This is a genomic window from Azonexus hydrophilus (genome assembly GCF_001956855.1).
Classification (GTDB): domain Bacteria; phylum Pseudomonadota; class Gammaproteobacteria; order Burkholderiales; family Rhodocyclaceae; genus Azonexus; species Azonexus hydrophilus_A.
Genome location: NZ_MTHD01000003.1, coordinates 344,008 through 365,942 on the forward strand (window position 1 = coordinate 344,008; position 21,935 = coordinate 365,942).

22 protein-coding genes are annotated in these 21,935 nt (G+C 61.1%); 16 read left to right on the top strand and 6 right to left on the bottom strand.

What is annotated here, in order from left to right:
- Nucleotides 1-9: 9 nt before the first annotated feature.
- From soxC to BJN45_RS10405, 10 genes are all read left to right on the top strand, one after another.
- Complete coding sequence (gene soxC / locus BJN45_RS10360; RefSeq protein ID WP_076094903.1) at nucleotides 10-1,356, top strand: sulfite dehydrogenase; 1,347 nt, start codon at nucleotides 10-12, stop codon at nucleotides 1,354-1,356.
- Entirely contained in the window at nucleotides 1,340-2,131 is a 792-nt protein-coding gene (locus BJN45_RS10365) for a c-type cytochrome (RefSeq protein ID WP_139326334.1), read from the top strand. The genes soxC and BJN45_RS10365 overlap by 17 nt, the downstream gene beginning before the upstream one ends.
- A gap of 26 nt (nucleotides 2,132-2,157) precedes the next feature.
- Nucleotides 2,158-2,625 (top strand): thiosulfate oxidation carrier protein SoxY, encoded by a 468-nt coding sequence (soxY, locus tag BJN45_RS10370; protein ID WP_076094904.1) that lies wholly within the window; start codon nucleotides 2,158-2,160, stop codon nucleotides 2,623-2,625.
- 35 nt (nucleotides 2,626-2,660) lie between these two features.
- Complete coding sequence (gene soxZ / locus BJN45_RS10375; protein ID WP_240494545.1) at nucleotides 2,661-2,975, top strand: thiosulfate oxidation carrier complex protein SoxZ; 315 nt, start codon at nucleotides 2,661-2,663, stop codon at nucleotides 2,973-2,975.
- Nucleotides 2,976-3,091: 116 nt separating this feature from the next.
- Complete coding sequence (gene soxA / locus BJN45_RS10380; protein ID WP_076094907.1) at nucleotides 3,092-3,904, top strand: sulfur oxidation c-type cytochrome SoxA; 813 nt, start codon at nucleotides 3,092-3,094, stop codon at nucleotides 3,902-3,904.
- A 10-nt stretch (nucleotides 3,905-3,914) separates the two neighbouring features.
- Nucleotides 3,915-4,520 (top strand): sulfur oxidation c-type cytochrome SoxX, encoded by a 606-nt coding sequence (soxX, locus tag BJN45_RS10385; RefSeq protein WP_076094910.1) that lies wholly within the window; start codon nucleotides 3,915-3,917, stop codon nucleotides 4,518-4,520.
- 59 nt (nucleotides 4,521-4,579) lie between these two features.
- The gene (soxB, locus tag BJN45_RS10390; RefSeq protein ID WP_076094912.1) at nucleotides 4,580-6,304 is read left to right on the top strand and encodes a thiosulfohydrolase SoxB; all 1,725 of its coding nucleotides are present in this window, start codon (nucleotides 4,580-4,582) and stop codon (nucleotides 6,302-6,304) included.
- A complete protein-coding gene (locus tag BJN45_RS10395) occupies nucleotides 6,301-6,912 on the top strand; it encodes a rhodanese-like domain-containing protein (RefSeq protein WP_076094914.1) in 612 nt (203 codons plus the stop codon). Before soxB ends, BJN45_RS10395 begins: the two co-directional genes overlap by 4 nt.
- Nucleotides 6,913-7,050: 138 nt before the next feature.
- A complete protein-coding gene (locus BJN45_RS10400) occupies nucleotides 7,051-8,403 on the top strand; it encodes an NAD(P)/FAD-dependent oxidoreductase (RefSeq protein ID WP_076094916.1) in 1,353 nt (450 codons plus the stop codon).
- 19 nt (nucleotides 8,404-8,422) lie between these two features.
- The gene (locus tag BJN45_RS10405) at nucleotides 8,423-8,770 is read left to right on the top strand and encodes a DUF5368 domain-containing protein (RefSeq protein ID WP_076094918.1); all 348 of its coding nucleotides are present in this window, start codon (nucleotides 8,423-8,425) and stop codon (nucleotides 8,768-8,770) included.
- A 4-nt stretch (nucleotides 8,771-8,774) separates the two neighbouring features.
- Here the strand turns inward: BJN45_RS10405 and BJN45_RS10410 are convergent, their stop codons facing one another.
- The 6 genes from BJN45_RS10410 to aceK all read right to left on the bottom strand — a co-directional run bounded on the left by BJN45_RS10410 (nucleotide 8,775) and on the right by aceK (nucleotide 15,900).
- Nucleotides 8,775-9,845 (bottom strand): YeeE/YedE family protein, encoded by a 1,071-nt coding sequence (locus tag BJN45_RS10410; protein WP_076094920.1) that lies wholly within the window; start codon nucleotides 9,843-9,845, stop codon nucleotides 8,775-8,777.
- A 55-nt stretch (nucleotides 9,846-9,900) separates the two neighbouring features.
- On the bottom strand, nucleotides 9,901-11,127 hold the full coding sequence (locus BJN45_RS10415) for a methyl-accepting chemotaxis protein (RefSeq protein WP_076094922.1): 1,227 nt from the start codon (nucleotides 11,125-11,127) through the stop codon (nucleotides 9,901-9,903).
- A gap of 74 nt (nucleotides 11,128-11,201) precedes the next feature.
- On the bottom strand, nucleotides 11,202-12,572 hold the full coding sequence (locus tag BJN45_RS10420; RefSeq protein ID WP_076094924.1) for an NAD(P)(+) transhydrogenase (Re/Si-specific) subunit beta: 1,371 nt from the start codon (nucleotides 12,570-12,572) through the stop codon (nucleotides 11,202-11,204).
- On the bottom strand, nucleotides 12,569-12,856 hold the full coding sequence (locus BJN45_RS10425; RefSeq protein WP_170873072.1) for an NAD(P) transhydrogenase subunit alpha: 288 nt from the start codon (nucleotides 12,854-12,856) through the stop codon (nucleotides 12,569-12,571). The genes BJN45_RS10420 and BJN45_RS10425 overlap by 4 nt, the downstream gene beginning before the upstream one ends.
- Complete coding sequence (locus BJN45_RS10430) at nucleotides 12,856-13,983, bottom strand: NAD(P) transhydrogenase subunit alpha (protein ID WP_076094927.1); 1,128 nt, start codon at nucleotides 13,981-13,983, stop codon at nucleotides 12,856-12,858. Before BJN45_RS10430 ends, BJN45_RS10425 begins: the two co-directional genes overlap by 1 nt.
- Nucleotides 13,984-14,118: 135 nt before the next feature.
- Complete coding sequence (aceK, locus tag BJN45_RS10435; protein WP_076094929.1) at nucleotides 14,119-15,900, bottom strand: bifunctional isocitrate dehydrogenase kinase/phosphatase; 1,782 nt, start codon at nucleotides 15,898-15,900, stop codon at nucleotides 14,119-14,121.
- A gap of 194 nt (nucleotides 15,901-16,094) precedes the next feature.
- On the opposite strand from aceK, the gene BJN45_RS10440 reads away from it, so the two are divergent.
- The 6 genes from BJN45_RS10440 to BJN45_RS10465 all read left to right on the top strand — a co-directional run bounded on the left by BJN45_RS10440 (nucleotide 16,095) and on the right by BJN45_RS10465 (nucleotide 21,662).
- Entirely contained in the window at nucleotides 16,095-18,332 is a 2,238-nt protein-coding gene (locus BJN45_RS10440) for an NADP-dependent isocitrate dehydrogenase (RefSeq protein WP_076094931.1), read from the top strand.
- Nucleotides 18,333-18,518: 186 nt separating this feature from the next.
- Nucleotides 18,519-19,760, top strand: coding sequence for an NADP-dependent isocitrate dehydrogenase (gene icd, locus BJN45_RS10445; protein ID WP_076094933.1), 1,242 nt, complete (start codon nucleotides 18,519-18,521; stop codon nucleotides 19,758-19,760).
- A 29-nt stretch (nucleotides 19,761-19,789) separates the two neighbouring features.
- The gene (locus BJN45_RS10450; RefSeq protein WP_076094934.1) at nucleotides 19,790-20,056 is read left to right on the top strand and encodes a hypothetical protein; all 267 of its coding nucleotides are present in this window, start codon (nucleotides 19,790-19,792) and stop codon (nucleotides 20,054-20,056) included.
- A gap of 61 nt (nucleotides 20,057-20,117) precedes the next feature.
- Nucleotides 20,118-20,621, top strand: a complete 504-nt coding sequence (locus BJN45_RS10455) for a hypothetical protein (protein WP_076094936.1) — start codon at nucleotides 20,118-20,120, stop codon at nucleotides 20,619-20,621.
- A 98-nt stretch (nucleotides 20,622-20,719) separates the two neighbouring features.
- Entirely contained in the window at nucleotides 20,720-21,301 is a 582-nt protein-coding gene (locus BJN45_RS10460) for a DJ-1/PfpI family protein (protein WP_076095280.1), read from the top strand.
- Between the two features lie 52 nt (nucleotides 21,302-21,353).
- Nucleotides 21,354-21,662 carry a ribbon-helix-helix domain-containing protein gene (locus tag BJN45_RS10465; RefSeq protein ID WP_076094937.1) on the top strand — a complete coding sequence of 103 codons (309 nt, stop codon included), beginning with the start codon at nucleotides 21,354-21,356 and terminating at the stop codon, nucleotides 21,660-21,662.
- Nucleotides 21,663-21,935 lie beyond the last annotated feature (273 nt).

The window sequence follows — 21,935 nt, forward strand, 5'->3', positions numbered from 1 at the left end:
AATATCTCTATGGGTGATCTATCAAAACAGCCGGGGCGTTTGCGGCCCGCTCCGGAGAACTTCCTGACGGAAGAGCAGGTCAAGGCCGTTGCTGCAGGGCGTCGTGATTTCCTGCGCAAGAGTTTCATGGCCGCCGGTGCTGCGATGGCTGCGCCTTTGGCGGCACGCGCTGCAGAGGGAGATCCGGCGATCCTCAATCTGCCGGAATGGAGCAAGACCCTGGGTATGCCGGTGGCGCTCAACCCCTACGGTCAGCCGTCGAAGTTCGAGAGCCAGTTGTTGCGTCGCGAGTCTCCGGGTCTGGCCCGTGTCGGCCAGGCGTCGGTTTCTTTTGCGCCGTTGCAGGGGCTGTTCGGCATCATCACGCCGTCCGGCCTGCATTTTGAACGTCACCATCAGGGGTGGCATGATATTGACCCGGCGGTGCACCGGCTGATGGTCAATGCTTCCGATCCGGCTTTCCTGAAAAAGCCCAAGGTGTACACGATGGATGACCTGATGCGCCTGCCGTCGGTGTCGCGCATCCATTTCATTGAATGCGGTGCCAACACCGGCCTCGAGTGGGGCAACGTCGCCGTGCCGACCGTGCAGTACACGCATGGCATGCTCTCCTGTTCGGAGTTTACCGGCGTCCCGCTCAAGCTGCTGCTGGAAGATTGCGGTGTCGATTACAAGAAAGCCCGCTATGTGCTGGCCGAGGGTGCCGACGGTTCGTCGATGACCCGTACCATCCCGATGGAAATGGTCGAGAACGGTGAAGTCTTTGTCGCCTACGGCATGAACGGCGAAATGCTGCGGCCGGAAAATGGCTACCCGCTGCGTCTGGTGGTGCCGGGTGTCCAGGGCGTCTCCTGGGTCAAATGGCTGCGCCGCATCGAAGTCGGTGACAAGCCGTACGCGACCAAGGATGAGGCGGTGCACTACATCGACCTGATGCCGGACGGCATGCATCGTCAATACACCTCGATCCAGGAATGCAAGTCGGTGATCACTACGCCATCCGGCGGTCAACGTCTCCTGGAGAAGGGTTTCTACAACGTTTCCGGGATTGCCTGGTCGGGGCGCGGCAAGATTACGCGTGTCGATGTCTCGTTCGACGGCGGCATCAACTGGCAGCAGGCACGCATCGAAGGTCCGGTGCAGAACAAGGCGCTGACGCGCTTCAACATCAACTGGGTATGGGACGGCAAGCCGGCCATGCTGCAGTCGCGGGCGGTAGACGAAACAGGCTATGTCCAGCCGGCTTACGGCCAACTGCGTGAAGTGCGCGGTACCAAGTCGATCTATCACAACAATGCCATCCAGACATGGAAAGTGGTCGAAAGCGGGGAGATCAGCAATGTCCAGGTTCTCTAAATCCATCCTTGCCTTGGCAACGGCGGCACTGGCCTCCGGTGCCTTTGCCTTCGACAACTACGGTGGCGTTGGTCGTCAGGCCACGCCCGCTGAGGTGAAGGCCTGGGATATTGACGTTCGTCCCGATTTCAAGGGTTTGCCTGCCGGTTCTGGCAAGGTCAGTCACGGTAACGACCTGTTCGAGGAGAAATGTGCCTCTTGTCACGGCTCCTTCGGCGAGTCGAATGAAGTGTTCACTCCATTGATCGGCGGTACGACCAAGGACGACATCAAGACTGGCAGGGTCGCCGGTTTTGTCAGTGGTGACATTCCCCAGCGCACGACCTTCACCAAGGTTGCAACGATTTCGACGCTGTGGGATTACATCTATCGTGCCATGCCGTGGACGGAACCCAAGTCGCTGAAGCCGGACGAGGTTTATGCCATCCTCGCTTATTTTCTCAACCTGGCCGACATCGTTCCCGCCGATTTCGTGCTGTCGGACAAGAACATTGCCGAAGTGCAGAAGCTTATGCCCAATCGCAACGGCATGATTACGGATCACGGCATGTGGCCTGGTCCGGCGGCGGCCAAGGGCGGGATTGGCAACGGCGGCAAGCCGGATGTCAGGAACACCGCCTGCATGAAGGATTGCAAGAAGGAAGTTCGAGTAGGTTCGGTGTTGCCTGATTATGCCCGTACGGCACATGGCAACCTGGAAGAGCAGAACCGTACGTTTGGTCCCGTACGCGGTGTACGCACCGTCGAAGGCGCAGCGGACAAGGCAGCGAAGTAATTCCCTATTTTTTGAGAGGAGAAGTCATGAACAACCAACGTCGTAACGTTCTTAAAACCGGTACCGGTGCCGCCGTGCTCGGTGCGCTGGCCGCCGCCGGCATGATTGCCCCGGGCATCGCCCTGGCTGACTGGAACAAGGCAGCTTTTGAAGCCAAGAGCATGGCCGATACCCTGAAGGCCCTGGGTGCTACCCAGCCAGCCGACAGCAAGGATGTCCAGGTGACTGGTCCGGATATTGCCGAGAACGGTGCTGTGGTGCCGGTTGGCGTCACTTCCGCGATCGCTGGTACGACCATGGTCGCGATCCTGATCGACAAGAACCCGAATGCCCTGGCTGCCAGTTTCAAGCTGCCGGAAGGTACCGAAGCTAATGTGCAGACCCGGGTCAAGATGGGACAGACCTCGAATGTCTACGCACTGGTCAAGGCTGGTGACAAGTTCTACATGGCGACCAAGGAAATCAAGGTCACGCTCGGCGGCTGCGGCGGCTGATCGATCAACACATTCAGGAATTCAAGGAGATAACTATGGCTACCAAGCCCATGCGGATCCGCGCCTCTACCAAGGATGGCGTTACCGAAGTCAAGGCACTGATTGCTCACGAAATGGAAACCGGCCAGCGCAAGGATGCCAACGGCGCCGTCATTCCGGCGTGGTTCATTACCGAACTGACGGCCAGCCATAACGGCAAGGTCGTCCTGGCCTCCGAGTTCGGCACTGCCATCTCGAAGAACCCCTACCTGGCATTCAAGTTCAAGGGTGGTGCTGCCGGCGACAAGGTCGCCATCACCTGGAAGGACAACAAGGGCGAGACCCGTACCGACGAAGCCGCCATCGGCTGAGTCGTTGTCGACGATGGGCAGGCACTGCGCACGCGCAGGCCTGCCCGAGCGAACCCCGGCCAATCGGCGACAGACCGTGCGCTGGGTGCAAAAACCGAAAATGAACGGAGGAGTTCATGGTGAACCCACAGAAATACATTGTGCTGGCCCTTGCCGCGACTTTGGGCAGTCTGCCGCTTGGCGCATCTGCCAGTGACAAGTTGCTTGACGGCATCAACGAATACCGCGAGGCGCTGGCTGACGGCAATCCGTCGGAACTGGTTGCCGCCGAGGGCGAAGAGCTCTGGAAAACCCCACGCGGACCGAAGAATGCATCGCTGGAAAAGTGTGATCTCGGTCTGGGTGCTGGTGTCGTCAAAGGCGCTTCTGCCCAATTGCCGCGTTTCTTCAAGGACACCGGCAAGGTTCAGGATCTGGAAACACGCCTGATGACCTGCATGGAGACCTTGCAGGGGCTGGATCCCAAAGCCGTGGTCGAGGCGAAATGGCTGAAGGGTGAAAAAGAAAAAATGGCTGCCCTGGTTGCCTACGTCGTCACCGAATCGAACGGCCAGAAGATCAAGGTGGATACGCGCCACCCGGAAATGAAGAAGATGTACGAGCTGGGCAAGCTGGCCTTCTACTATCGTACTGGTCCGATGGACTTCTCCTGTGCCACTTGTCACGGCGACCAGGGCAAGCGTATCCGCATGCAGGAACTGCCTGACCTGCGCACTCAGGAAGGTGCTGCAGCCGGTTGGGGCAGTTGGCCGGCCTATCGCGTTTCCAATGGCCAGTTCTGGACCATGCAGCATCGCCTGAACGATTGTTACCGGCAGCAGCGGACGGCCGAGCCGATCTATGGCTCTGATGTGACCATCGCCCTGTCTGTCTATCTGGCGGCAACCGCCAATGGCGGCAAGGTTGTCACCCCCGGTATCAAGCGCTAAGGAGGCGAACATGAAGAAGATCAGTACACTGGCTGTATTGCTGCTCGCCTTGCCGGCTGCCTGGGCCGGTAGCGAGGATACCTATGCGGAATTCAAGGCAATGATGGACCGCTCGTTCAAGACGAACGGGATTGCCGCCAAGCACCGCATGTACCAGCTTGATTTCCAGAAATCCTGTTCCCAGGAAAAGCAACCGCCGAAGGCCGAAATGGCCCGTATCGAGGCGGAGCAGCTGAAGACCATCCGCTATCCTGCCGACGGCAAGTATTTTGGCGACTGGAAGCAGGGCGAGAAGATCGCCACCAGCGGACGTGGCCTGACCTGGACCGACAAGACGCCGCATGACAACGGCGGTGGTTGCTACAACTGCCACCAGATGAGCCACCACGAGGTGTCCTACGGCACGATCGGGCCGAGCCTGCTGGAATACGGCAAGGTCCGTGGCAGTACCGACGAAATTATCAAGTACACCTGGGGCAAGATCTACAACGCCAAGGCCTTCAATGCCTGCAGCAACATGCCGCGTAACGGCGATGCGGAGATCCTCACGGAACAGCAGATGAAGCATCTGATGGCCTTCCTGTTCGATCCGGCATCCCCGGTCAACAAAAAATGAACCTTGCGTGACTTTTCCCGGCCGGGTTAGCCGGCCGGGGCTTTTTTGAAGGATGAGAAATGAGCATGAATCGTCGGGAATTTCTGCAGGTCATGGCGGTTGCCGCGGCCGGTGGCATGTCGCTGCACAGCGAGTTCGCGATGGCCGAGAAAGGTGCGGCCAAACTGTACGACCTGCCGAAGTTCGGCAATGTCAGTCTGCTGCACATCACCGATTGCCATGCCCAGCTGCAACCCATCTATTTCCGCGAACCGAGCGTGAATCTCGGTTTTGGCGACCAGTTCGGCAAGGTGCCACATCTGGTTGGCGATCGTTTGCTCAAGCATTTCGGTTTCAAGCCGAACAGCATCGAGGCGCACGCCTACACCTATCTGAATTTTGAAAAAGCCGCCGAGACCTACGGCAAGGTCGGCGGCTTTGCGCATCTGGCAACGCTGGTCAAGCGCATGAAGGCAACCAGGCCGGGAGCGCTGCTGCTTGACGGCGGCGATACCTGGCAAGGCTCCGGTACCGCCCTGTGGTCCAACGCGCAGGACATGGTCGATGCCTGCAAGGCACTCGGCGTCAATGTCATGACCCTGCACTGGGAATCGACCTATGGCGAGGAACGGGTCAAGGAAATCGAGGAAAAGGATTTCGCCGGCGTCGTCGATATCGTCGCCCAGAACGTCAAGACCACCGACTTCGGTGATCCGGTCTTCAAGCCGTTTGTCATGAAGAGCATGAACGGCGTGCCGGTGGCCATCATCGGCCAGGCCTTCCCCTACACGCCGATCGCCAACCCGCGCTGGCAGACCCCGAACTGGAGCTTCGGCATCCAGGAAGAGAACATGCAGAAGACCGTCGACGAAGCCCGCGCCAAGGGTGCGCAGGTCGTCGTCGTGCTGTCGCACAACGGCATGGACGTCGATCTGAAGATGGCGTCGCGGGTCAAGGGCATCGATGCCATCCTCGGCGGCCACACCCACGACGGCATGCCGGCGCCGGTGATTGTCAAGAATGCCGGCGGTCAGACGCTAGTGACCAATGCCGGCTCCAATGGCAAGTATCTCGGTGTGCTCGACTTCGACGTGAAGAACGGCAAGATTGCCGGCTACCGCTACAAGCTGCTGCCCGTCTTCGCCAACCTGCTGCCGGCTGACCAGGACATGCAGGCGCTGATCGACAAGGCGCGGGCGCCCTATCTGTCGAAACTCAACGAGCAGCTGGCCGTCACCGAGGGCACGCTGTATCGCCGCGGCAACTTCAACGGCACCTTCGATCAGGTCATCGTCGATGCGCTGATGAAGGAAAAAGATGCTGAAATCGCTTTCTCGCCGGGCTTCCGCTGGGGTACCTCGCTGTTGCCGGGACAGCCGATCCTGATGGAGCACGTGCTCGACCAGACGGCGATCACCTACCCATGGACGACGGTGACCAGCATGAGCGGCGAGATGATCAAGACCATTCTCGAGGATGTCTGCGACAACCTGTTCAATCCCGATCCTTACTACCAGCAGGGTGGCGACATGGTGCGCGTCGGCGGTCTGCAATACACCTGCGATCCGACGGCGAAGAATGGTCAGCGTATCCAGAACATGATGTTGCGCGGTCAACTGATCGATCCGGCCAAAAACTACAAGGTGGCTGGCTGGGCGCCGGTGTCGGAGGAAGCGAAGAATTCCGGCGAACCGATCTGGGAAGTCGTGGCCCGCTACCTGCGTGACGTCAAGACCTTGAAGCCGGTGACGCTGAACATGCCGAAGCTCAAGGGCGCAGACAAGAATCCGGGGATCGCCCTATGAAATCGCTGAAACTCGCCGTTGCCGGTATTGCGCTGGCTTTTTCCGCCGGTGTCTTCGCCGCCGACTGGGCGCCGGGGAGCATGGACTGGTCCAGGCTGCCCGAAATCAAGGTCACCAGGCTGGCGCTTTACCTGACGCCAAAGCAGGCTTACGACATGAAGATGGCAGACCCCAAGGGGGTTGCGTTGTTTGATGTTCGTACCCGTGCCGAGGCAATGTATGTCGGCATGGCGACGACGGTCGATGCCCTGGTGCCGTTTGTCGAGCACCAGGAGATCATGAGCGACTGGGACGAGAAGCGGACGATGTACAAGCTCGATCCCAACCAGGATTTTGTGCCGGAAATCGCCCGTCGCCTGCAGGAGCTCGGCCTGGACAAGAACGCGCCGGTGATCCTGCTGTGCCGTTCCGGCGACCGCAGTTCAAAAGCCGCGGATCGTCTGCAGGCCGCAGGCTACACGAAGGTGTACAGCGTCCCCGAGGGCTTCGAGGGTGATCGTGCTTCGGCCGGGGCAAAGCAGGGGCAGCGTGTGGTCAACGGCTGGCGTAATGCCGACCTGCCATGGAGCTACAAGCTGGAGAAGGGCAAGATGTATTTTCCGCGCTGATTGGCGGCATCAGGACAGCGGCCAGCAGTTTCCACGCAAGGGAATTCTGGTCGTTTTTTTGGGAATATAAAGTTAGTATTTTCTAATTTTATTATTTTGCAACGGGCGTTTCGGCGCTCACCCAGGGAAGGAGAGAGTATGTACAAGAACGCACTCGACAAGATTCTGGACGACACCGGGAAGAAAACCCTGGATCGCCGTTCGTTCCTGATGCTCGGTGCCGCTGGCGCCGGTTCGCTGCTGCTCGCTCCCGGGGGGGCGCAGGCGGCGAGCCGGATCAAGTCATCGGCACGTATCGTCATCGCCGGTGCCGGCGCGGCCGGCCTGGCAGCGGCATCGCATCTGGCAAACAAGCTCGACGGCGCCAAGATCACGCTGATCGATGCGCGCAAGGAGCATTTCTACCAGCCGGGTTTCACGCTGGTGGCGTCCGGCATCAAACAATCGCCCTACGTCGTTTCGACGACGCGCGAGTATGTGCCCGGCGGTGTCGAACTGGTCGAAGAGCGGGTCGTCGAGTTCGATCCGGAAGGCAACAAGGTGGTCACCGAGAGCGGCAAGCCGTATCCCTACGATTTCCTGATCGTGGCGACCGGGCTCAAGCTTGATTACGAGGCGATTCCGGGGATGGATGTCGAGCAGATCGGCAACAACGGCCTGGGCAGCATCTATCACAGCCCGGCCAAGGCGGAAGCCACCTGGCGCGCCATGTCGAATTTTGCCGATACCGGCGGCGTCGGTGTCTTCCAGCGCCCGGGGACCGAGATGAAGTGTGCCGGTGCACCGCTGAAATACACCTTCGTCACCGACGATTACCTGCGTCGCCGTGGCAATCGCGGCAAAGCCGAGATCATCTACAACGCCAACAACAAGGCCTTGTTCAGCGTACCCATCGTGCATGAAAAAGTGCGCATGCTGTTCGAGGAGCGCGGCGTCAAGGTCAATTACGAGCGGATGCTGGAGTCGATCGACCTTGGCAAGAAGCTGGTTGTGTTCAAGACACCGATCGGGCCGGTCGAACTGCAGTACGACTTCATCAATGTCATCCCGCCGATGCGTGCGCCGGACTCGGTGCGCAACAGTCCGCTGCCCTGGCAGGAAGGCGGTTGGGCGAAGGATGGCTGGATCGAGGTGGACAAGCACAACCTGCGCCACAAGCGCTACGACAACGTGTTTGCTGTTGGCGATGTGGCCGGCGTGCCCAAGGGCAAGACGGCGGCCAGCGTCAAATGGCAGGTGCCGGTGGCCGTCGATCACCTGGTGGCGAGCATCGCCGGCAAGGAGTCGGAGGCGGTCTACAACGGTTATACGTCATGCCCGCTGATTACCCGTCTGGGCCAGGCGATGCTCATCGAGTTCGATTACAAGGACAACCTGACACCGTCCTTCCCCGGCGTGATCGCGCCGCTGGAGGAACTGTGGATCAGCTGGGTGATGAAGACGATGGCCCTGAAGCCCACCTATATCAGCATGTTGCGCGGTCGCGCCTGATTTCTGGAGGAATGCAAAGATGAAAGAACTCGATCCGCTGGTTTTCCTGGCCGTTTTCCAGGAAATGCTCGGCCCCTTGCTGTGGGTGCTGATCCTCTTGATCGTCCTCGGTACGCTGGCCTTTGTTGGCCTGTTGCTGAAGGAAAAGACGATCAACTCGAGGCGTCTGGTCCGTGCCGAACTGGCCGGGCTGGTTGGCGGTGCGCTGGCACTGGTGCTGATGGCCAAGGTCTCGTCGTCGGGCTTCACCGACGCCGGTGGCCCGGCCGACTGGTTCCTGATCGCACTGGTCTTCGGACTCGGTCTGGCTGGTACGGCAATCCTGGTTTACACCTTCATGGGCTGGCGCAAGCCGGTCGGGCAGTAAGCCCTCAGGGCTGGAGCGCCAGTCGGCGTTCCGGCCTGTCGATCAGGGCGTCGGCCAGGCCGGCGCCCGCCCACATCCCGATCAGCGAGATCCACGCCGTCAGCGCAAAGACCGCGGCGCCGGAGACGCCGGCGCCGACGGCGCAGCCACCGGCCAGCATGCCGCCGAAGCCCATGCACAGCGCGCCGGCCATGTAGCGGCGCATGCTCGATCCATCCTTGAAGCCTTCGAGCTTCAGTTCACGTCCCCACAAGGCGGCGAGAAATGACCCGAGAACGACACCGGGGACCAGTCCGATATCGAAATCCCAAGGCTGCCCGGGCGGCGACAGGACCAGCATCAGCACGTCGGCCGACGGGCCGGTGAAGCTCAGGCTCTGCACCGGCAATACCTCGTCGAAGGCATTGCTGCCGACCGCGAAGGTCGTCAGCCAGGCGATGGCGACCATCAGGCCGACGCCGATGCCACCGCTCCATTCGCGTGCGGTCAACTGCGTCCGGCGGGCAAAATGTATTGCGGCCGCCAGCCACAGCAGACCGAACAGGATGCCGCCGATGTGTCCGACATGTACTGCGGCGAGCAGGTCACGGGTGCCGCCGTCGATGGTCCATAAACTGGATAGCCAGATGCGCAGCGGCGACAGCACGCCGTTCAGCGAGGCCTGGGCGGTGACTGCGAAAATCAGCCCGGTGAGCAGCGCGCGCAGGTTGCCGTTGGCGGCCAGCACCAGCATCCGCGACGAGCAGCCGCGGGCGAGGATCATGCCGATACCGAACAGCAGGCCGCCGACCAGGGCGCCGGAGATGCTGCCGCGCGCCGACAGCTGGCGCGCCTGGGAAACGTCGAGCCAGCCGCCGACGATGAAGGCCTGGGTGGCGATGACGGCGGTGGAAAACGCCAGCAGCCAGATGGTCAGCTTGGTGCCGCTCTGGCGACTCCAGAACTCGACGACGGCCGAGCGCAGGCAGAAACGCGAGCGCTGGGCGAAGATGCCGAACAGGGTGCCGATCAGCAGACCGGCGACGGTGATCACCGTTTTCTCGCCAAAGGATTCCAGGAGTTCGGCCAGGCCCATGATTTATCCGGAAATGTTGCGGTCGACCGCGATATTTTGCGATTTTCCAGCGGTTTCAGAAGAGTTCGATATCTCCGTCGCTCTGTCCCTGGCTGCTGGATGAAGCGCTCTTGCTGCGCAGTGCGTCGGACTTGACGTGCGAATCCACCAGCAGTTCGACCAGGCGCTGGCTGCGCTTGCGGAAGCGCTGAATGCCGTCGCTCTCGCTCTGGTCGTTGTGCAGGCTGAGGAAGGCGTGCATGTAGGTGCCGACGTGATCGGTACGCTGGCCGATGCGGGTGATCATCTGGGTCACGATGTCCTCGAACTGCATGGCCATTACCCCTTCCTGGGTCAGGTCGCGCATTCTTTCGGTAATCGTCGTGATGCTGCTGGAGTGCTGGCGTGCCTTGTCGGTCAGTTCAAGCAGTTCGCCGCCAAGGTCCTTGAGCGTGGCGCGTGAGCGTTCTGCGACACTGAGGTCGATATGGCTGGCGGCTTCAACGCGCTGACCAACGTCGCGCAGCGATTCGAGAATGTCGTTCAGCGCCTTGCGGATGTCGACGTTGAATTCGCCGGTGCGTGCAGCCAGCGTCCGCACCTCGTCGGCAACCACGGCAAAGCCGCGGCCGGCTTCGCCGGCGCGGGCCGCTTCGATGGCGGCATTCAGGGCGAGCAGGTCGGTCTGCTTGGTGATGCCGGAAATATCATTGAGGGTACTGGTGATCCGCGTCACCTTGTCCTGCATCTGGCTGAAACTTTCGGCAACGCCCTGGCTGGTATTGCGCAACTGGTCCATCTTGCCGACGAATTCGGCGATCAGCGCGTTGGTTTCGTCGAAGAAACGCTGCAGGCCCGCGTGTTCCGCTGCGTGGCTGTCGTCGGAGCCGGTCATGCTGAGCATTTCGCTGATCAGCGAGCGCAGGATTTCCTGCTGACTGTTCGAATGCGACTCCAGGCCGGTCAGGCTGCCGGACAGGCGGCTGACCGAATTGCGCAGCAGCGTCTGGGCATCGTGCATTTCCGTTTCCAGCGACGAGAACTGCATCTCGGCATGGGCCATCGCCTCGTTGGAAAGCACGTGGTATTCGGACATCACCGTCGTCAGTTCGTGGACGTAGCCTTGTTGTTTCGACTTCCAGCGTTCGCGCTCGCGGATCGAGAGCAGGCTGCCAACGCACAGCAATACGGCGAGTGCGGCAAACCAGTGAGTAGACAGCGGCGAACCGGCCAGCGACCAGGTCCAGAGGATCAGCGCCAGCAGCGCAGTTCCCCGGATCAGGAGGTCATCTATTCTTTTCATGCGAAATCCCAAACGAAGCGGCAATCCCCCATTGTAAGGGGATCGCCGCCGGGTCGGTTGTGCGCTGGATCAACTCAACCCATGCTTTTCAGGTGCTGGATGATCTCGCCGGCCATCGGTTGCGCGTCACCGTACAACATGCGGCAGTTGTCGGTGTAGAACAGCGCATTTTCCACGCCGGAGTAGCCGGTGCCCTTGCCGCGCTTGATCACGATGACGTTCTGCGCCTTGTCGGCATCGAGGATGGGCATGCCGTAGATCGGGCTGGCCTTGTCGGTGCGCGCCGAGGGGTTGACCACATCGTTGGCGCCGATGACCAGCGCGACGTCGGTCTGGCCGAACTCGCCGTTGATTTCTTCCAGATCGAAGATCTTGTCGTAAGGCACGCCGGCCTCGGCCAGCAGCACGTTCATGTGCCCCGGCATGCGCCCGGCGACCGGGTGGATGGCGAACTTCACCTCGACGCCGGCTTCTTCCAGGATCGACGTCATTTCCCAGACCTTGTGCTGGGCGTGGGCGACCGCCATGCCGTAACCCGGCACGATGACCACCTTGCCGGCGTAGCGCATCATCGCCGCCGCATCGAGCGCGGACAGTTCCTTCATCGTCCCTTCGATGGCCTCACCGGGGCCGCTGGCGACCAGCGGGGTGAACAGGATGTTGGAGATCGGCCGGTTCATCGCCTTGGCCATCAACTGCGTCAGTAGCGTACCGGCGGCGCCGACGACGATGCCGGCGATGATCAGTGCCGGGTTGCCGAGGACGTAGCCCTCGAAGCCCACGGCCAGCCCGGTGAAGGCATTGAACAGCGAGATCACCACCGGCATGTCGGCGCCGCCGATCGGCAGGGTGACGATCAGGCCGAGGACCAGTGCGACGATGAAGAAGGCGATCACCAGTTCCGGCTGTTGCGGCGCCAGCGCGATGACGGCCAGGCCGAGGCCGACGGAAATCAGTGCCAGCAGCACGTTGACCGCATTCTGCGCCGGTAGCCGGTAAGCTTTTTTCAGCACCCCCTGCAGTTTCGCCCAGGCGACGCAGGAACCGGTGAAGGAAACGGCGCCGATCAGCGCACCGAGCGTCGCCAGCGTCGTCGCAACGAGGCCGTGCATGTCGCCCTTGGCGAACTCGACGGCAGCAATCGCCGCTGCCGCGCCGCCGCCCATGCCGTTGTAGATGGCAACCATCTGCGGCATGTCGGTCATCTTGACCTTCTGCGCCGAGATCCAGGCACCACCGCCACCGATGACCAGCGCCAGGGCGATCAGGCCGATGTTCTGCAAGCCGGGAATGAGGAAGGTCGCGGCGATCGCCAGCAGCATGCCGTAACCGGCGATGACGATGCCACGGCGGGCAGAAGCCGGCGAACTCATGCCCTTGAGACCGAAGATGAACAACGCAGCGCCGACGAACCAGGCGCCCTGGACGTAGAAGGGGGCGGTCATTGCGCGTCCTCCTTCTTCTTGAACATGCCGAGCATGCGTTCGGTGACAACGTAGCCACCAGCCGCGTTGGCCGCGCCGAGCGCCACGGCGAAGAAGCCGATGGCCTGTTGCAGCACCGTCTCGGCCATGCCGAGAACGATCATTGCGCCGACGACGACGACGCCGTGAATGAAGTTTGAACCGGACATCAGCGGCGTGTGCAGGATCACCGGTACCTTGGCGATGATCTCGTAGCCGGTGAAGGCGGCGAGCATGAAGATGTAGAGTGCGAGCATGCCGTCCATCAGGCGTCTCCCATGACTTGTTTGACTGTTGCGTGAACTGTGGCGCCATCCTTGCACAGCAGGGTGCCGGCAACGATCTCGTCGCTCCAGTCGATGGCGAGTTCGCCGTCCTTGATCCACGGCGACAGGAAGTTGTAGAGGTTCTTGGCGTACAGCTCGGAGGCGTGGGTTGGCATCCGCGACGGCAGGTTCAGCGGGCCGTGGATGTTCACGTCGTTGGCGATGACGTGCTCGCCGGGCTGGGTTAGCACGCAGTTGCCGCCGGATTCGGCAGCCATGTCGACGATGATTGCGCCGTATTTCATGCGTCCGACCATCTCGTTGGTGATGATCACCGGTGCCCGCTTGCCGGGAATCGCCGCGGTGGTGATCACGACGTCGGCCATGGCCACCGCCTTGGCCAGCTTTTCGGCCTGGGCGGCTTTTTCCTCGGCCGAGAGTTCGCGGGCGTAGCCGCCGGCGCCGTCGGCCGAGACACCGGTATCGACGAACTTGGCGCCGAGCGATTCGATCTGCTCACGCGCTGCGGCGCGCACGTCGTAGGCTTCGACCATGGCGCCGAGGCGCTTGCAGGTGGCGATCGCCTGCAGGCCGGCGACGCCGGCGCCGATGACGAGCACGCGCGCCGGGCGGATGGTGCCGGCGGCGGTGGTCAGCATCGGGAAGAACTTGGTGCAGCGGGCGGCGGCGATCAGGCCGCACTGGTAGCCGGCGCAGGAACCCTGCGACGACAGCGCGTCCATGCTCTGGGCGCGCGAGACGCGCGGCAGCAGTTCGAGCGCGAAGGCGGTGATCTTGCGCGCGTTCAGCGCCGCCAGTCTTTCCTTGGCCTCGTACGGCTTGAGCAGGCCGATCAGCACGGCACCTTCCGGCATCGCCGCGATTTCTGCGGTCGACGGCGGGGTAACGCGCAAAATCACCTGGGCGCCGGCGTAGGCTTCGCTCGGGCCGTTGACGAAATCGACGCCGACATAGTCAGGGTCGAGAAAGTGGCTCTGCACACCGGCGCTCTGCTCCATCCGGAGCTTGGCGCCCAGCGCGGCAAATTTCTTGGCTGTCTCGGGAACGAGCGCGGTCCGGTATTCACCGTCGGCAGTTTCCCGGGCAACCGCCAGGGTCAGCGGCATTATCCCTCTCCTTGAATATGGGTCATTGTTGAGTTAATTTTTCCAGGCAAAGATAAGGGGTTTGTTAATGATTCAATAGTCAGGATTTCTGACTGCAAGCATCAGGGATTGCTTATTAATCCTGTCTGGCGCATTTCAGGCGGGGTTGTCGATCGCCGGCCGGTTGTTCACGAAGCGCAATTCCTCCGGGTAGGGGAAGAAATCCTCGACATGGCCGGCCCGTATCTGGGCCTGGGCCGCCTGCCAGAATGCCGGCGACAACAGGTCCTTGTGATGTTTCAGGAACAGCTTGCGTACTTGCGGCGAGCCGAGCAGGAAGGTGGCGAACTCTTCCGGAAAAACATCGTTGCGCGCCACCGGGTACCAGACCTCGCCCGACATTTCCGTCTCGAAATCCGGCGCTGGCGGGATCTTGCGGAAGTTGATGTCGGTCATGTACTCGATTTCGTCGTAGTCGTAGAAAACGACACGGCCATAGCGGGTGACGCCGAAGTTCTTCCACAGCATGTCGCCGGGGAAGATGTTGGCCTGCGCCAGTTCGCGGATGGCGCTGCCGTATTCGCGGATGGCGTGTTCCAGTCCTTCGAGGTTGTTCGACTTGTCCATCCGTTCGAGGTGGATGTTCAGCGGCTCCATCCGGCGCTCGATGTACAGGTGCTTGATGATCAACTGGTCGCCGTCGATCTCGTAGCAGGAGGGCGCGAGGCGTTCGAGTTCATCGAGGACTTCGTCGTTGAAGCGTTCCAGCGGGAACATCACGTTGGAGAATTCCAGTGTATCGGCCATGCGCCCGACGCGGTCGACCTGCTTGACCATCAGGAACTTCTTCTTGACCGTCGCCCGGTCCATTTCCTTGGAGCTGCCGAAGACGTCCTTGATCAGCTTGAATACGTAGGGGAACGACGGCAGCGTGAACACCAGCATGACCAGGCCGCGGATGCCCGGGGCCATGATGAACTTGTCCTGCGAGTGGTGCAGGTGATAGATGAAGTCGCGGAAGAACATCGTCTTCCCCTGCTTGCCCAGGCCGAGCATGATGTAAATCTCGGAGCGCGGCTTGTTCGGCATGATGGCGCGCAGGAACTGCACGTAGCTGGACGGCACTTCCATATCCACCATGAAATAGGCGCGCGACAGCGAGAACAGCAGGCCGATGCGCCAGGCATCGAGGAGCACGGTGTCGAGAAAGAGCTGGCCGGCGCCGTCGTGCAGCACGGGGATGGCAAAGGGGTATTCGTGGGCGCCGTTGATTGCCTTGCCGATGATGTAGGCGGCCTTGTTGCGGTAGAAGGCCGAGCCCAGCACCTGGATCTGGAAATTGACTTCGCGGCTGGGCATTTCCTTCAGGCTGCGGCGAATCGCGTGATAGACATCGTTGACGTCGCGTTCGAGATTGGCGAACGGGCGCTGCCAGCGGAAGTCGCGGACGATCTCGCGAATCGCCCCGCGCAGGCCGTCGGCATCGGCGTAGTAACTGCGGTAGGTGGCAGTCTCGTCGCCTTCCAGGTTCTCGGTGGAAATGGTCGGCCGGACGAAGATGAAATCGTTGTGGAAATAGGTCCGGTGCAGGATCTTGGTGGTCACCGAGTTGAAGAAGGTCTCGGCCAGTTCCGGCTGCTTGTGGTTGAGCAAGAGGCCGATGTAGAGCAGCTTGACCTGCTGCCAGGTTGCATCGTCCAGGTTTTGCGCATCGAATTCCGTGCGCAGGCGGTCGACACATTCATCGACCCGGTCGTCGTAGAAGCGGATGCGCTCGCGGACCGCGCGGTGCACCGCCGGCCAGTCGCCTTTTTCGAAACGTACCCTGGCCTCCTGGCAGGTCTGGCGAAACAGCAGATAGTGCTTGTTGAAGCCCTGGATCAGCGCGAGTGCGATCTGGTGGGCGTTCGTGCCATAGAGTCCGACCGAAATCTTCATTGTCATGTCTCCCGGAGGAGCGGGGATTCTAGCACCCGGATTGGCGTAAAACGGGGCGCTCCGCCATGTGAAACCGCATTTCACCGTTGACCGATGGCGCGTCGTTGCGGATACTCCCGAGGCTTTGTAAGCACCGCGCAAGGGTGTCGGCGTATTGTCGACTCGCATATCAAAACCATCACCAAGGGGTTAGCATGTCCGCAGGCAAGTCCAAGATCATCTACACGCTCACCGACGAGGCGCCGCTGCTGGCGACTTGTGCCTTTTTGCCGATCATCCGCACCTTCACCGGGCCGGCCGGCATCGAGATCGAAAAAGCCGACATTTCGGTGTCCGCCCGCGTGCTCGCCGAATTCCCGGAGTTTCTGACCGAAGAACAGCGCGTGCCGAACACGCTCGGCGAACTGGGCAAGAAGTGCCTGCAACCCGACACTAACATCATCAAGCTGCCGAACATCAGTGCTTCCGTCGCGCAGTTGAAGGCCTGCATCAAGGAACTGCAGGAAAAGGGCTATGCCATCCCCGACTATCCGGAAATGGCCAACAGCGACGAAGAAAAGGCGCTCAAGGCCCGCTTCGGCAAGTGCCTCGGCTCCGCCGTCAATCCGGTGCTGCGCGAAGGCAACTCCGACCGCCGCGCGCCGATGGCCGTCAAGAATTACGCCAAGAAGCGCCCGCATTCGATGGGCGAATGGAAACAGTGGTCGCAAACCCACGTTTCCCACATGGAACATGGTGACTTCTACCACGGCGAAAAGTCGCTGACCCTGGACAAGCCGCGCGAAGTGCGCATGGAGCTGATCGCCAAGGGTGGCAAGACCACCGTGCTGAAACCGAAGCTCTCCCTGCTCGCCGGTGAGATCATCGACTCGATGTTCATGAGCAAGAAGGCGCTGTGCGACTTCTACGAAGCCCAACTGGAGGACTGCCGCCAGTCCGGCATCCTGTTCTCGCTGCACGTCAAGGCGACGATGATGAAGGTCTCGCACCCGATCGTTTTCGGCCACTGCGTCAAGATCTACTACAAGGAAGCCTTCGAGAAGCACGGCAAGACCTTTGACGAACTGGGCATCAACGTCAATAACGGCATGGTCGATCTGTACGAGAAGATCAAGACCCTGCCGGAATCCAAGCGCGACGAGATCATCCGCGACCTGCACGCTTGCCAGGAACACCGTCCGCGTCTGGCCATGGTCGACTCGGCCAAGGGCATCACCAATTTCCATTCGCCGAACGACATCATCGTCGACGCCTCCATGCCGGCGATGATCCGTCAGGGCGGCAAGATGTGGGGCGCCGACGGCAAGCAGTACGACAGCAAGTGCGTCATGCCGGAATCGACCTTTGCCCGCATTTACCAGGAGATGATCAATTTCGTCAAATGGCATGGCAACTTCGATCCGAAGACCATGGGCACTGTCCCGAACGTCGGCCTGATGGCCCAGCAGGCCGAAGAATACGGCTCGCACGACAAGACTTTCGAAATCGCCGAAGACGGCATCGCCAACATCGTCGATAACAACAGCGGTGAAGTGCTGCTGACGCAGAACGTCGAAGCCGGCGACATCTGGCGCATGTGCCAGGTCAAGGACGCGCCGATCCGCGACTGGGTCAAGCTGGCCGTCACCCGCGCCCGCAACTCCGGCATGCCGGCCGTGTTCTGGCTCGATCCGTACCGTCCGCACGAAGCCGAACTGATCAAGAAGGTCGAGACCTACCTCAAGGATCACGACACCAGCGGTCTGGAAATCCACATTATGAGCCAGGTCCGTGCCATGCGCTTCACGCTGGAACGCGTGGCGCGCGGCCTCGACACCATCTCGGTGACCGGCAACATCCTGCGCGACTACCTGACCGACCTGTTCCCGATCATGGAGCTGGGCACCTCGGCCAAGATGCTGTCGATCGTTCCGCTGATGAACGGCGGCGGCATGTACGAGACCGGTGCCGGTGGTTCGGCGCCGAAGCACGTGCAGCAGCTGACGCAGGAAAACCACCTGCGCTGGGATTCGCTCGGCGAGTTCCTGGCCCTGGCGGTGTCGCTGGAAGAACTGGGCATCAAGGAAAACAACGCCCGCGCCAAGCTGCTGGCCAAGACGCTGGATGCCGCAACCGGCAAGCTGCTCGACAACAACAAGTCGCCGTCGCCGAAGACCGGTGAGCTCGACAACCGTGGTTCGCAGTTCTACCTGGCCATGTACTGGGCACAGGAACTGGCAGTGCAGAAAGAAGATGCCGAACTGGCCGCCCACTTCAGCAAGCTGGCCAAGGTTCTGGCCGACAACGAAGGTCAGATCGTTGCTGAAATGAAGACGGTACAGGGCAAGCCGGTCGATATCGGCGGTTACTACAAGGCCGATCCGGAGAAGACCAAGGCGGTGATGCGTCCGAGCCCGACGTTGAACGCCGCACTGAAGGCTGCTCGCGCCTAAGGCAGACAGCCTTTCCTGGCTTCAGGGCCCGGTCGACCGCAAGGTCGCCGGGCCTTTTTCTTGCCGGCTGACAGCGCCCGTTCTTTTGCCGCATAATCGGCCTCGCTGCTGCTGCTCGCCAGCGATGTCAGCCGCGGGGGAGACTGGACGTCAAGACGTCAGACATAACAAGCAAGGAGTGTGGATATGGCTTCTCACATCAAGGTTCCGCAAGGTGGTGCGAAAATTGTCCCGGGGCAGCCGACCCCGGACAATCCGATCATCCCGTTCATCGAAGGCGACGGTATCGGCATCGACATCACGCCGGTCATGATCAAGGTCATCGATGCTGCGGTCGACAAGGCTTACGGCGGAAAAAGGAAGATCCACTGGATGGAGGTCTATGCCGGCGAGAAATCGACGCGCATCTACGGGCCGGACGAGTGGCTGCCGCAGGAAACCTTCGCCGCGTTGAAGGAATATTCGGTGTCGATCAAGGGGCCGATGACGACGCCGGTCGGCGGTGGCATCCGCTCGCTGAACGTGGCCTTGCGCCAGGAGCTCGACCTTTACCAGTGCGTCCGTCCGGTGCAGTACTTCAAGGGCGTGCCGTCGCCGCTGAAGCACCCGGAGCTGACCAACATGGTCATCTTCCGCGAGAACACCGAGGACATCTACGCCGGTATCGAATGGTCGGCACAGTCGGAGGGCGCGAAGAAGGTCATCGAATTCCTGCAGAAGGAAATGGGCGTCAGGAAGATCCGTTTCCCGGAAACCTCGGGGATCGGCATCAAGCCGATTTCCATCGAAGGTACCACCCGCCTGGTGCGCGCTGCGCTCAAGTACGTCATTGCCAACGACCGCAAGTCGCTGACCATCGTGCACAAGGGCAACATCATGAAGTTCACCGAAGGCCTGTTCCGCGACACCGCCTACAAGGTGGCCATCGAGGAATTCGGTGCCGAACTGATCGATGGCGGTCCGTGGTGCAAGTTCCGCAATCCGAACAGCGGTCGCGAAGTCATCGTCAAGGATTCCATTGCCGATGCCTTCCTGCAGCAGATCCTGCTGCGTCCGGCCGAGTACGACACCATCGTCACCACCAACCTGAACGGCGACTACATTTCCGACGCGCTGGCGGCGCAGGTCGGCGGCATCGGCATTGCCCCGGGCGCCAACATTTCCGACCAGTACGCCTGTTTCGAAGCGACGCACGGGACCGCGCCGAAGTATGCCGGCCTTGACAAGGTCAATCCTGGCTCGCTGATTCTGTCAGCCGAAATGATGTTGCGTCACCTGGGCTGGAAGGAAGCTGCCAACCTCGTCATCAAGGCGATGGAAGCGGCAATCTGCGACAAGAAGGTGACCTACGACTTCGCCCGCCTGATGGATGGCGCCGATGAACTGTCTTGCTCCGATTTCGGCGACGCGATGATCGCGCGCATGTAAATGACCCACTCTTGAAAAAGGATAGTGCAATGAAAAAGATCATTTCCCTGGGCCTGGCCTGTCTGTTTGCCAGCAGTGTTGCCATGGCTGCCGCCACCGATTGCGAGGCGCTGGCGGTCAGCAAGGACGGCAAGCCGCTGGCGGGGGCTGCCAAGGCTTCGTCGATCAAGAAGTGCGAGCGTGAGCGCCAGACGCCGGGCAAGAGCTGCGAGGCCCGGGCCATCGACAAGAACGGCAAGCCGCTGGCCGGGGCGGCGAAGAACTCGTTCATGAAGAAATGCGAAGCCGGGCAATAATCCCGGTCTGATGGAGCCCCCGCAAGGGGGCTTCTTTCGTTGCGGGCAGTACAATTCGGGCATGACATCACATGCAAGCAACGAGGCCGTCGAGGCCGATCCGACCGCCGCCATCAACGAGCCACGGCTGTGGCGCAACAATGGCTGGACAGCCCGCGTCATCAAGAATGAAGACGACGAGGGCTGGGCCGTCGAAATGATCAAGGACGGCGAATCCGAACCGGCACTGGTCGGCCCGTGGACGATGGGGCGCGACAAGAAAAACCCCAAGCCGCTCGACGTCAGCGCCTTCCAGACCCTGGTCAAGACCGCCTCGGAAGTCCTGCGCCGGCACGAGCACCACCTGCACGCCATGCTGCACAAGAAACTGACGGTCGACGGCCCGGACGGGCCGATTTGCGTGAGCCTCGACATCGTGCCCGACGAGGACGATCCCTACGCCGTACTGGGTGCCCGCGACATGGCCGGCGAATTGATCGCCGAAGTCCGGGTGGGGCCGGAGTTCAAGCTGGGGGTGGCCAGCGCCGAGGCCTGGATCGCGGACGAGTTTCGCCGGCCGGAGTGAGCTGGCGGCGTCAGCGCATGCGGTAGTACCGGGCTGCTACCCGGTCGGTCGCCAACGGGTTCAAGATAGCCGCTCCTAAACCAATAATGGAGACAAACATGGCGATCAAGAAAATCCTGATGCTCACCGGCGACTACACCGAAGACTACGAAACCATGGTGCCCTTTCAGGCGCTATTGATGGTCGGTCACACCGTGCATGCCGCCTGTCCGGGCAAGAAGGCCGGCGAGCAGGTGCGCACGGCGATCCACGATTTCGAGGGCGATCAGACCTATTCGGAAAAGCCGGGCCACAATTTCACGCTCAACGCCAGCTTCGACGAACTCGACGTCGCCAGCTACGACGCCCTGGTCATCCCCGGCGGCCGCGCCCCGGAATACCTGCGCCTCAACCCCAAGGTAATCGCCGCCGTGCAGCATTTTGCCAGCAGCAACAAGCCGATCGCCGCGATCTGTCACGGCGCCCAGTTGCTCAGCGCCGCCGGCGTGCTGCAGGGGCGCTCGTGCAGCGCTTACCCGGCCTGCGCGCCGGAAGTCACCGCCGGCGGCGGCAACTATGCCGAAATTCCCGTCGATCAGGCACATGTCGACGGTAACCTGGTCACGGCTCCCGCCTGGCCGGCGCATCCCGACTGGCTGGCCAAGTTCCTGAAAGTACTGGGAACGCGCATCGAAGCCTGATGTCCGAATTGGGCGGCCAGCCTCGGCCGCCCATCGCCTCCGGGAGAACCGCATGTGCGAGCTTTACGTCAAGGCCGATCCCATCCTCTACGAGTCGCGTTCGCGCTCGTTGCGCATTCACGGCTGTGTCACCAAGATCCGCCTGGAAAACCTGTTCTGGGACATCCTTGCCGAACTGGCGGCGAGCGACGGCTTCACGACCAACCAATTGATTGCCAAGCTGTACGATGAACTGCTCGAATATCGCGGCGAAATCGACAATTTTTCTTCCTTTCTGCGAGTTTCCTGTCTGCGTTACCTGACGTTGAAGAAAGGGGTTGGCGAGCGGCCGGTGCTGGCTGTTGTTGGTAGGGTGGGCTGAAACGGGCAGGGGGTTCCGCGCTTGAGGCGCGGGCGTACTTTCTTTTGCTTCGCCAAAAGAAAGTAGCCAAAGAAAAGGCGACCCCAGGTTACGCGGTCGGCGTTGCCGACTGCCCTGCGCTACTCGCTGCTGGCGGGGGCTGCGGAACTCGGCCCTGCGGGCCTCAGACAGTCCTCGCCCTTTTTCCGCCAGCAGCTCCGTTGCTCGGCGCTCCACATGGGGACCCGAAAAACGTCCGGGTGCCAGCGCCAGGGTTTTTAATTAAATATTGCG

Coding starts and splice junctions, on each gene's coding strand:
- soxC (WP_076094903.1), top strand. CDS start 10: ATGGGTGATCTATCAAAACAGCCGGGGCGTTTGCGGCCCGCTCCGGAG.
- BJN45_RS10365 (WP_139326334.1), top strand. CDS start 1,340: ATGTCCAGGTTCTCTAAATCCATCCTTGCCTTGGCAACGGCGGCACTG.
- soxY (WP_076094904.1), top strand. CDS start 2,158: ATGAACAACCAACGTCGTAACGTTCTTAAAACCGGTACCGGTGCCGCC.
- soxZ (WP_240494545.1), top strand. CDS start 2,661: ATGGCTACCAAGCCCATGCGGATCCGCGCCTCTACCAAGGATGGCGTT.
- soxA (WP_076094907.1), top strand. CDS start 3,092: ATGGTGAACCCACAGAAATACATTGTGCTGGCCCTTGCCGCGACTTTG.
- soxX (WP_076094910.1), top strand. CDS start 3,915: ATGAAGAAGATCAGTACACTGGCTGTATTGCTGCTCGCCTTGCCGGCT.
- soxB (WP_076094912.1), top strand. CDS start 4,580: ATGAGCATGAATCGTCGGGAATTTCTGCAGGTCATGGCGGTTGCCGCG.
- BJN45_RS10395 (WP_076094914.1), top strand. CDS start 6,301: ATGAAATCGCTGAAACTCGCCGTTGCCGGTATTGCGCTGGCTTTTTCC.
- BJN45_RS10400 (WP_076094916.1), top strand. CDS start 7,051: ATGTACAAGAACGCACTCGACAAGATTCTGGACGACACCGGGAAGAAA.
- BJN45_RS10405 (WP_076094918.1), top strand. CDS start 8,423: ATGAAAGAACTCGATCCGCTGGTTTTCCTGGCCGTTTTCCAGGAAATG.
- BJN45_RS10410 (WP_076094920.1), bottom strand. CDS start 9,845: ATGGGCCTGGCCGAACTCCTGGAATCCTTTGGCGAGAAAACGGTGATC.
- BJN45_RS10415 (WP_076094922.1), bottom strand. CDS start 11,127: ATGAAAAGAATAGATGACCTCCTGATCCGGGGAACTGCGCTGCTGGCG.
- BJN45_RS10420 (WP_076094924.1), bottom strand. CDS start 12,572: ATGACCGCCCCCTTCTACGTCCAGGGCGCCTGGTTCGTCGGCGCTGCG.
- BJN45_RS10425 (WP_170873072.1), bottom strand. CDS start 12,856: ATGGACGGCATGCTCGCACTCTACATCTTCATGCTCGCCGCCTTCACC.
- BJN45_RS10430 (WP_076094927.1), bottom strand. CDS start 13,983: ATGCCGCTGACCCTGGCGGTTGCCCGGGAAACTGCCGACGGTGAATAC.
- aceK (WP_076094929.1), bottom strand. CDS start 15,900: ATGAAGATTTCGGTCGGACTCTATGGCACGAACGCCCACCAGATCGCA.
- BJN45_RS10440 (WP_076094931.1), top strand. CDS start 16,095: ATGTCCGCAGGCAAGTCCAAGATCATCTACACGCTCACCGACGAGGCG.
- icd (WP_076094933.1), top strand. CDS start 18,519: ATGGCTTCTCACATCAAGGTTCCGCAAGGTGGTGCGAAAATTGTCCCG.
- BJN45_RS10450 (WP_076094934.1), top strand. CDS start 19,790: ATGAAAAAGATCATTTCCCTGGGCCTGGCCTGTCTGTTTGCCAGCAGT.
- BJN45_RS10455 (WP_076094936.1), top strand. CDS start 20,118: ATGACATCACATGCAAGCAACGAGGCCGTCGAGGCCGATCCGACCGCC.
- BJN45_RS10460 (WP_076095280.1), top strand. CDS start 20,720: ATGGCGATCAAGAAAATCCTGATGCTCACCGGCGACTACACCGAAGAC.
- BJN45_RS10465 (WP_076094937.1), top strand. CDS start 21,354: ATGTGCGAGCTTTACGTCAAGGCCGATCCCATCCTCTACGAGTCGCGT.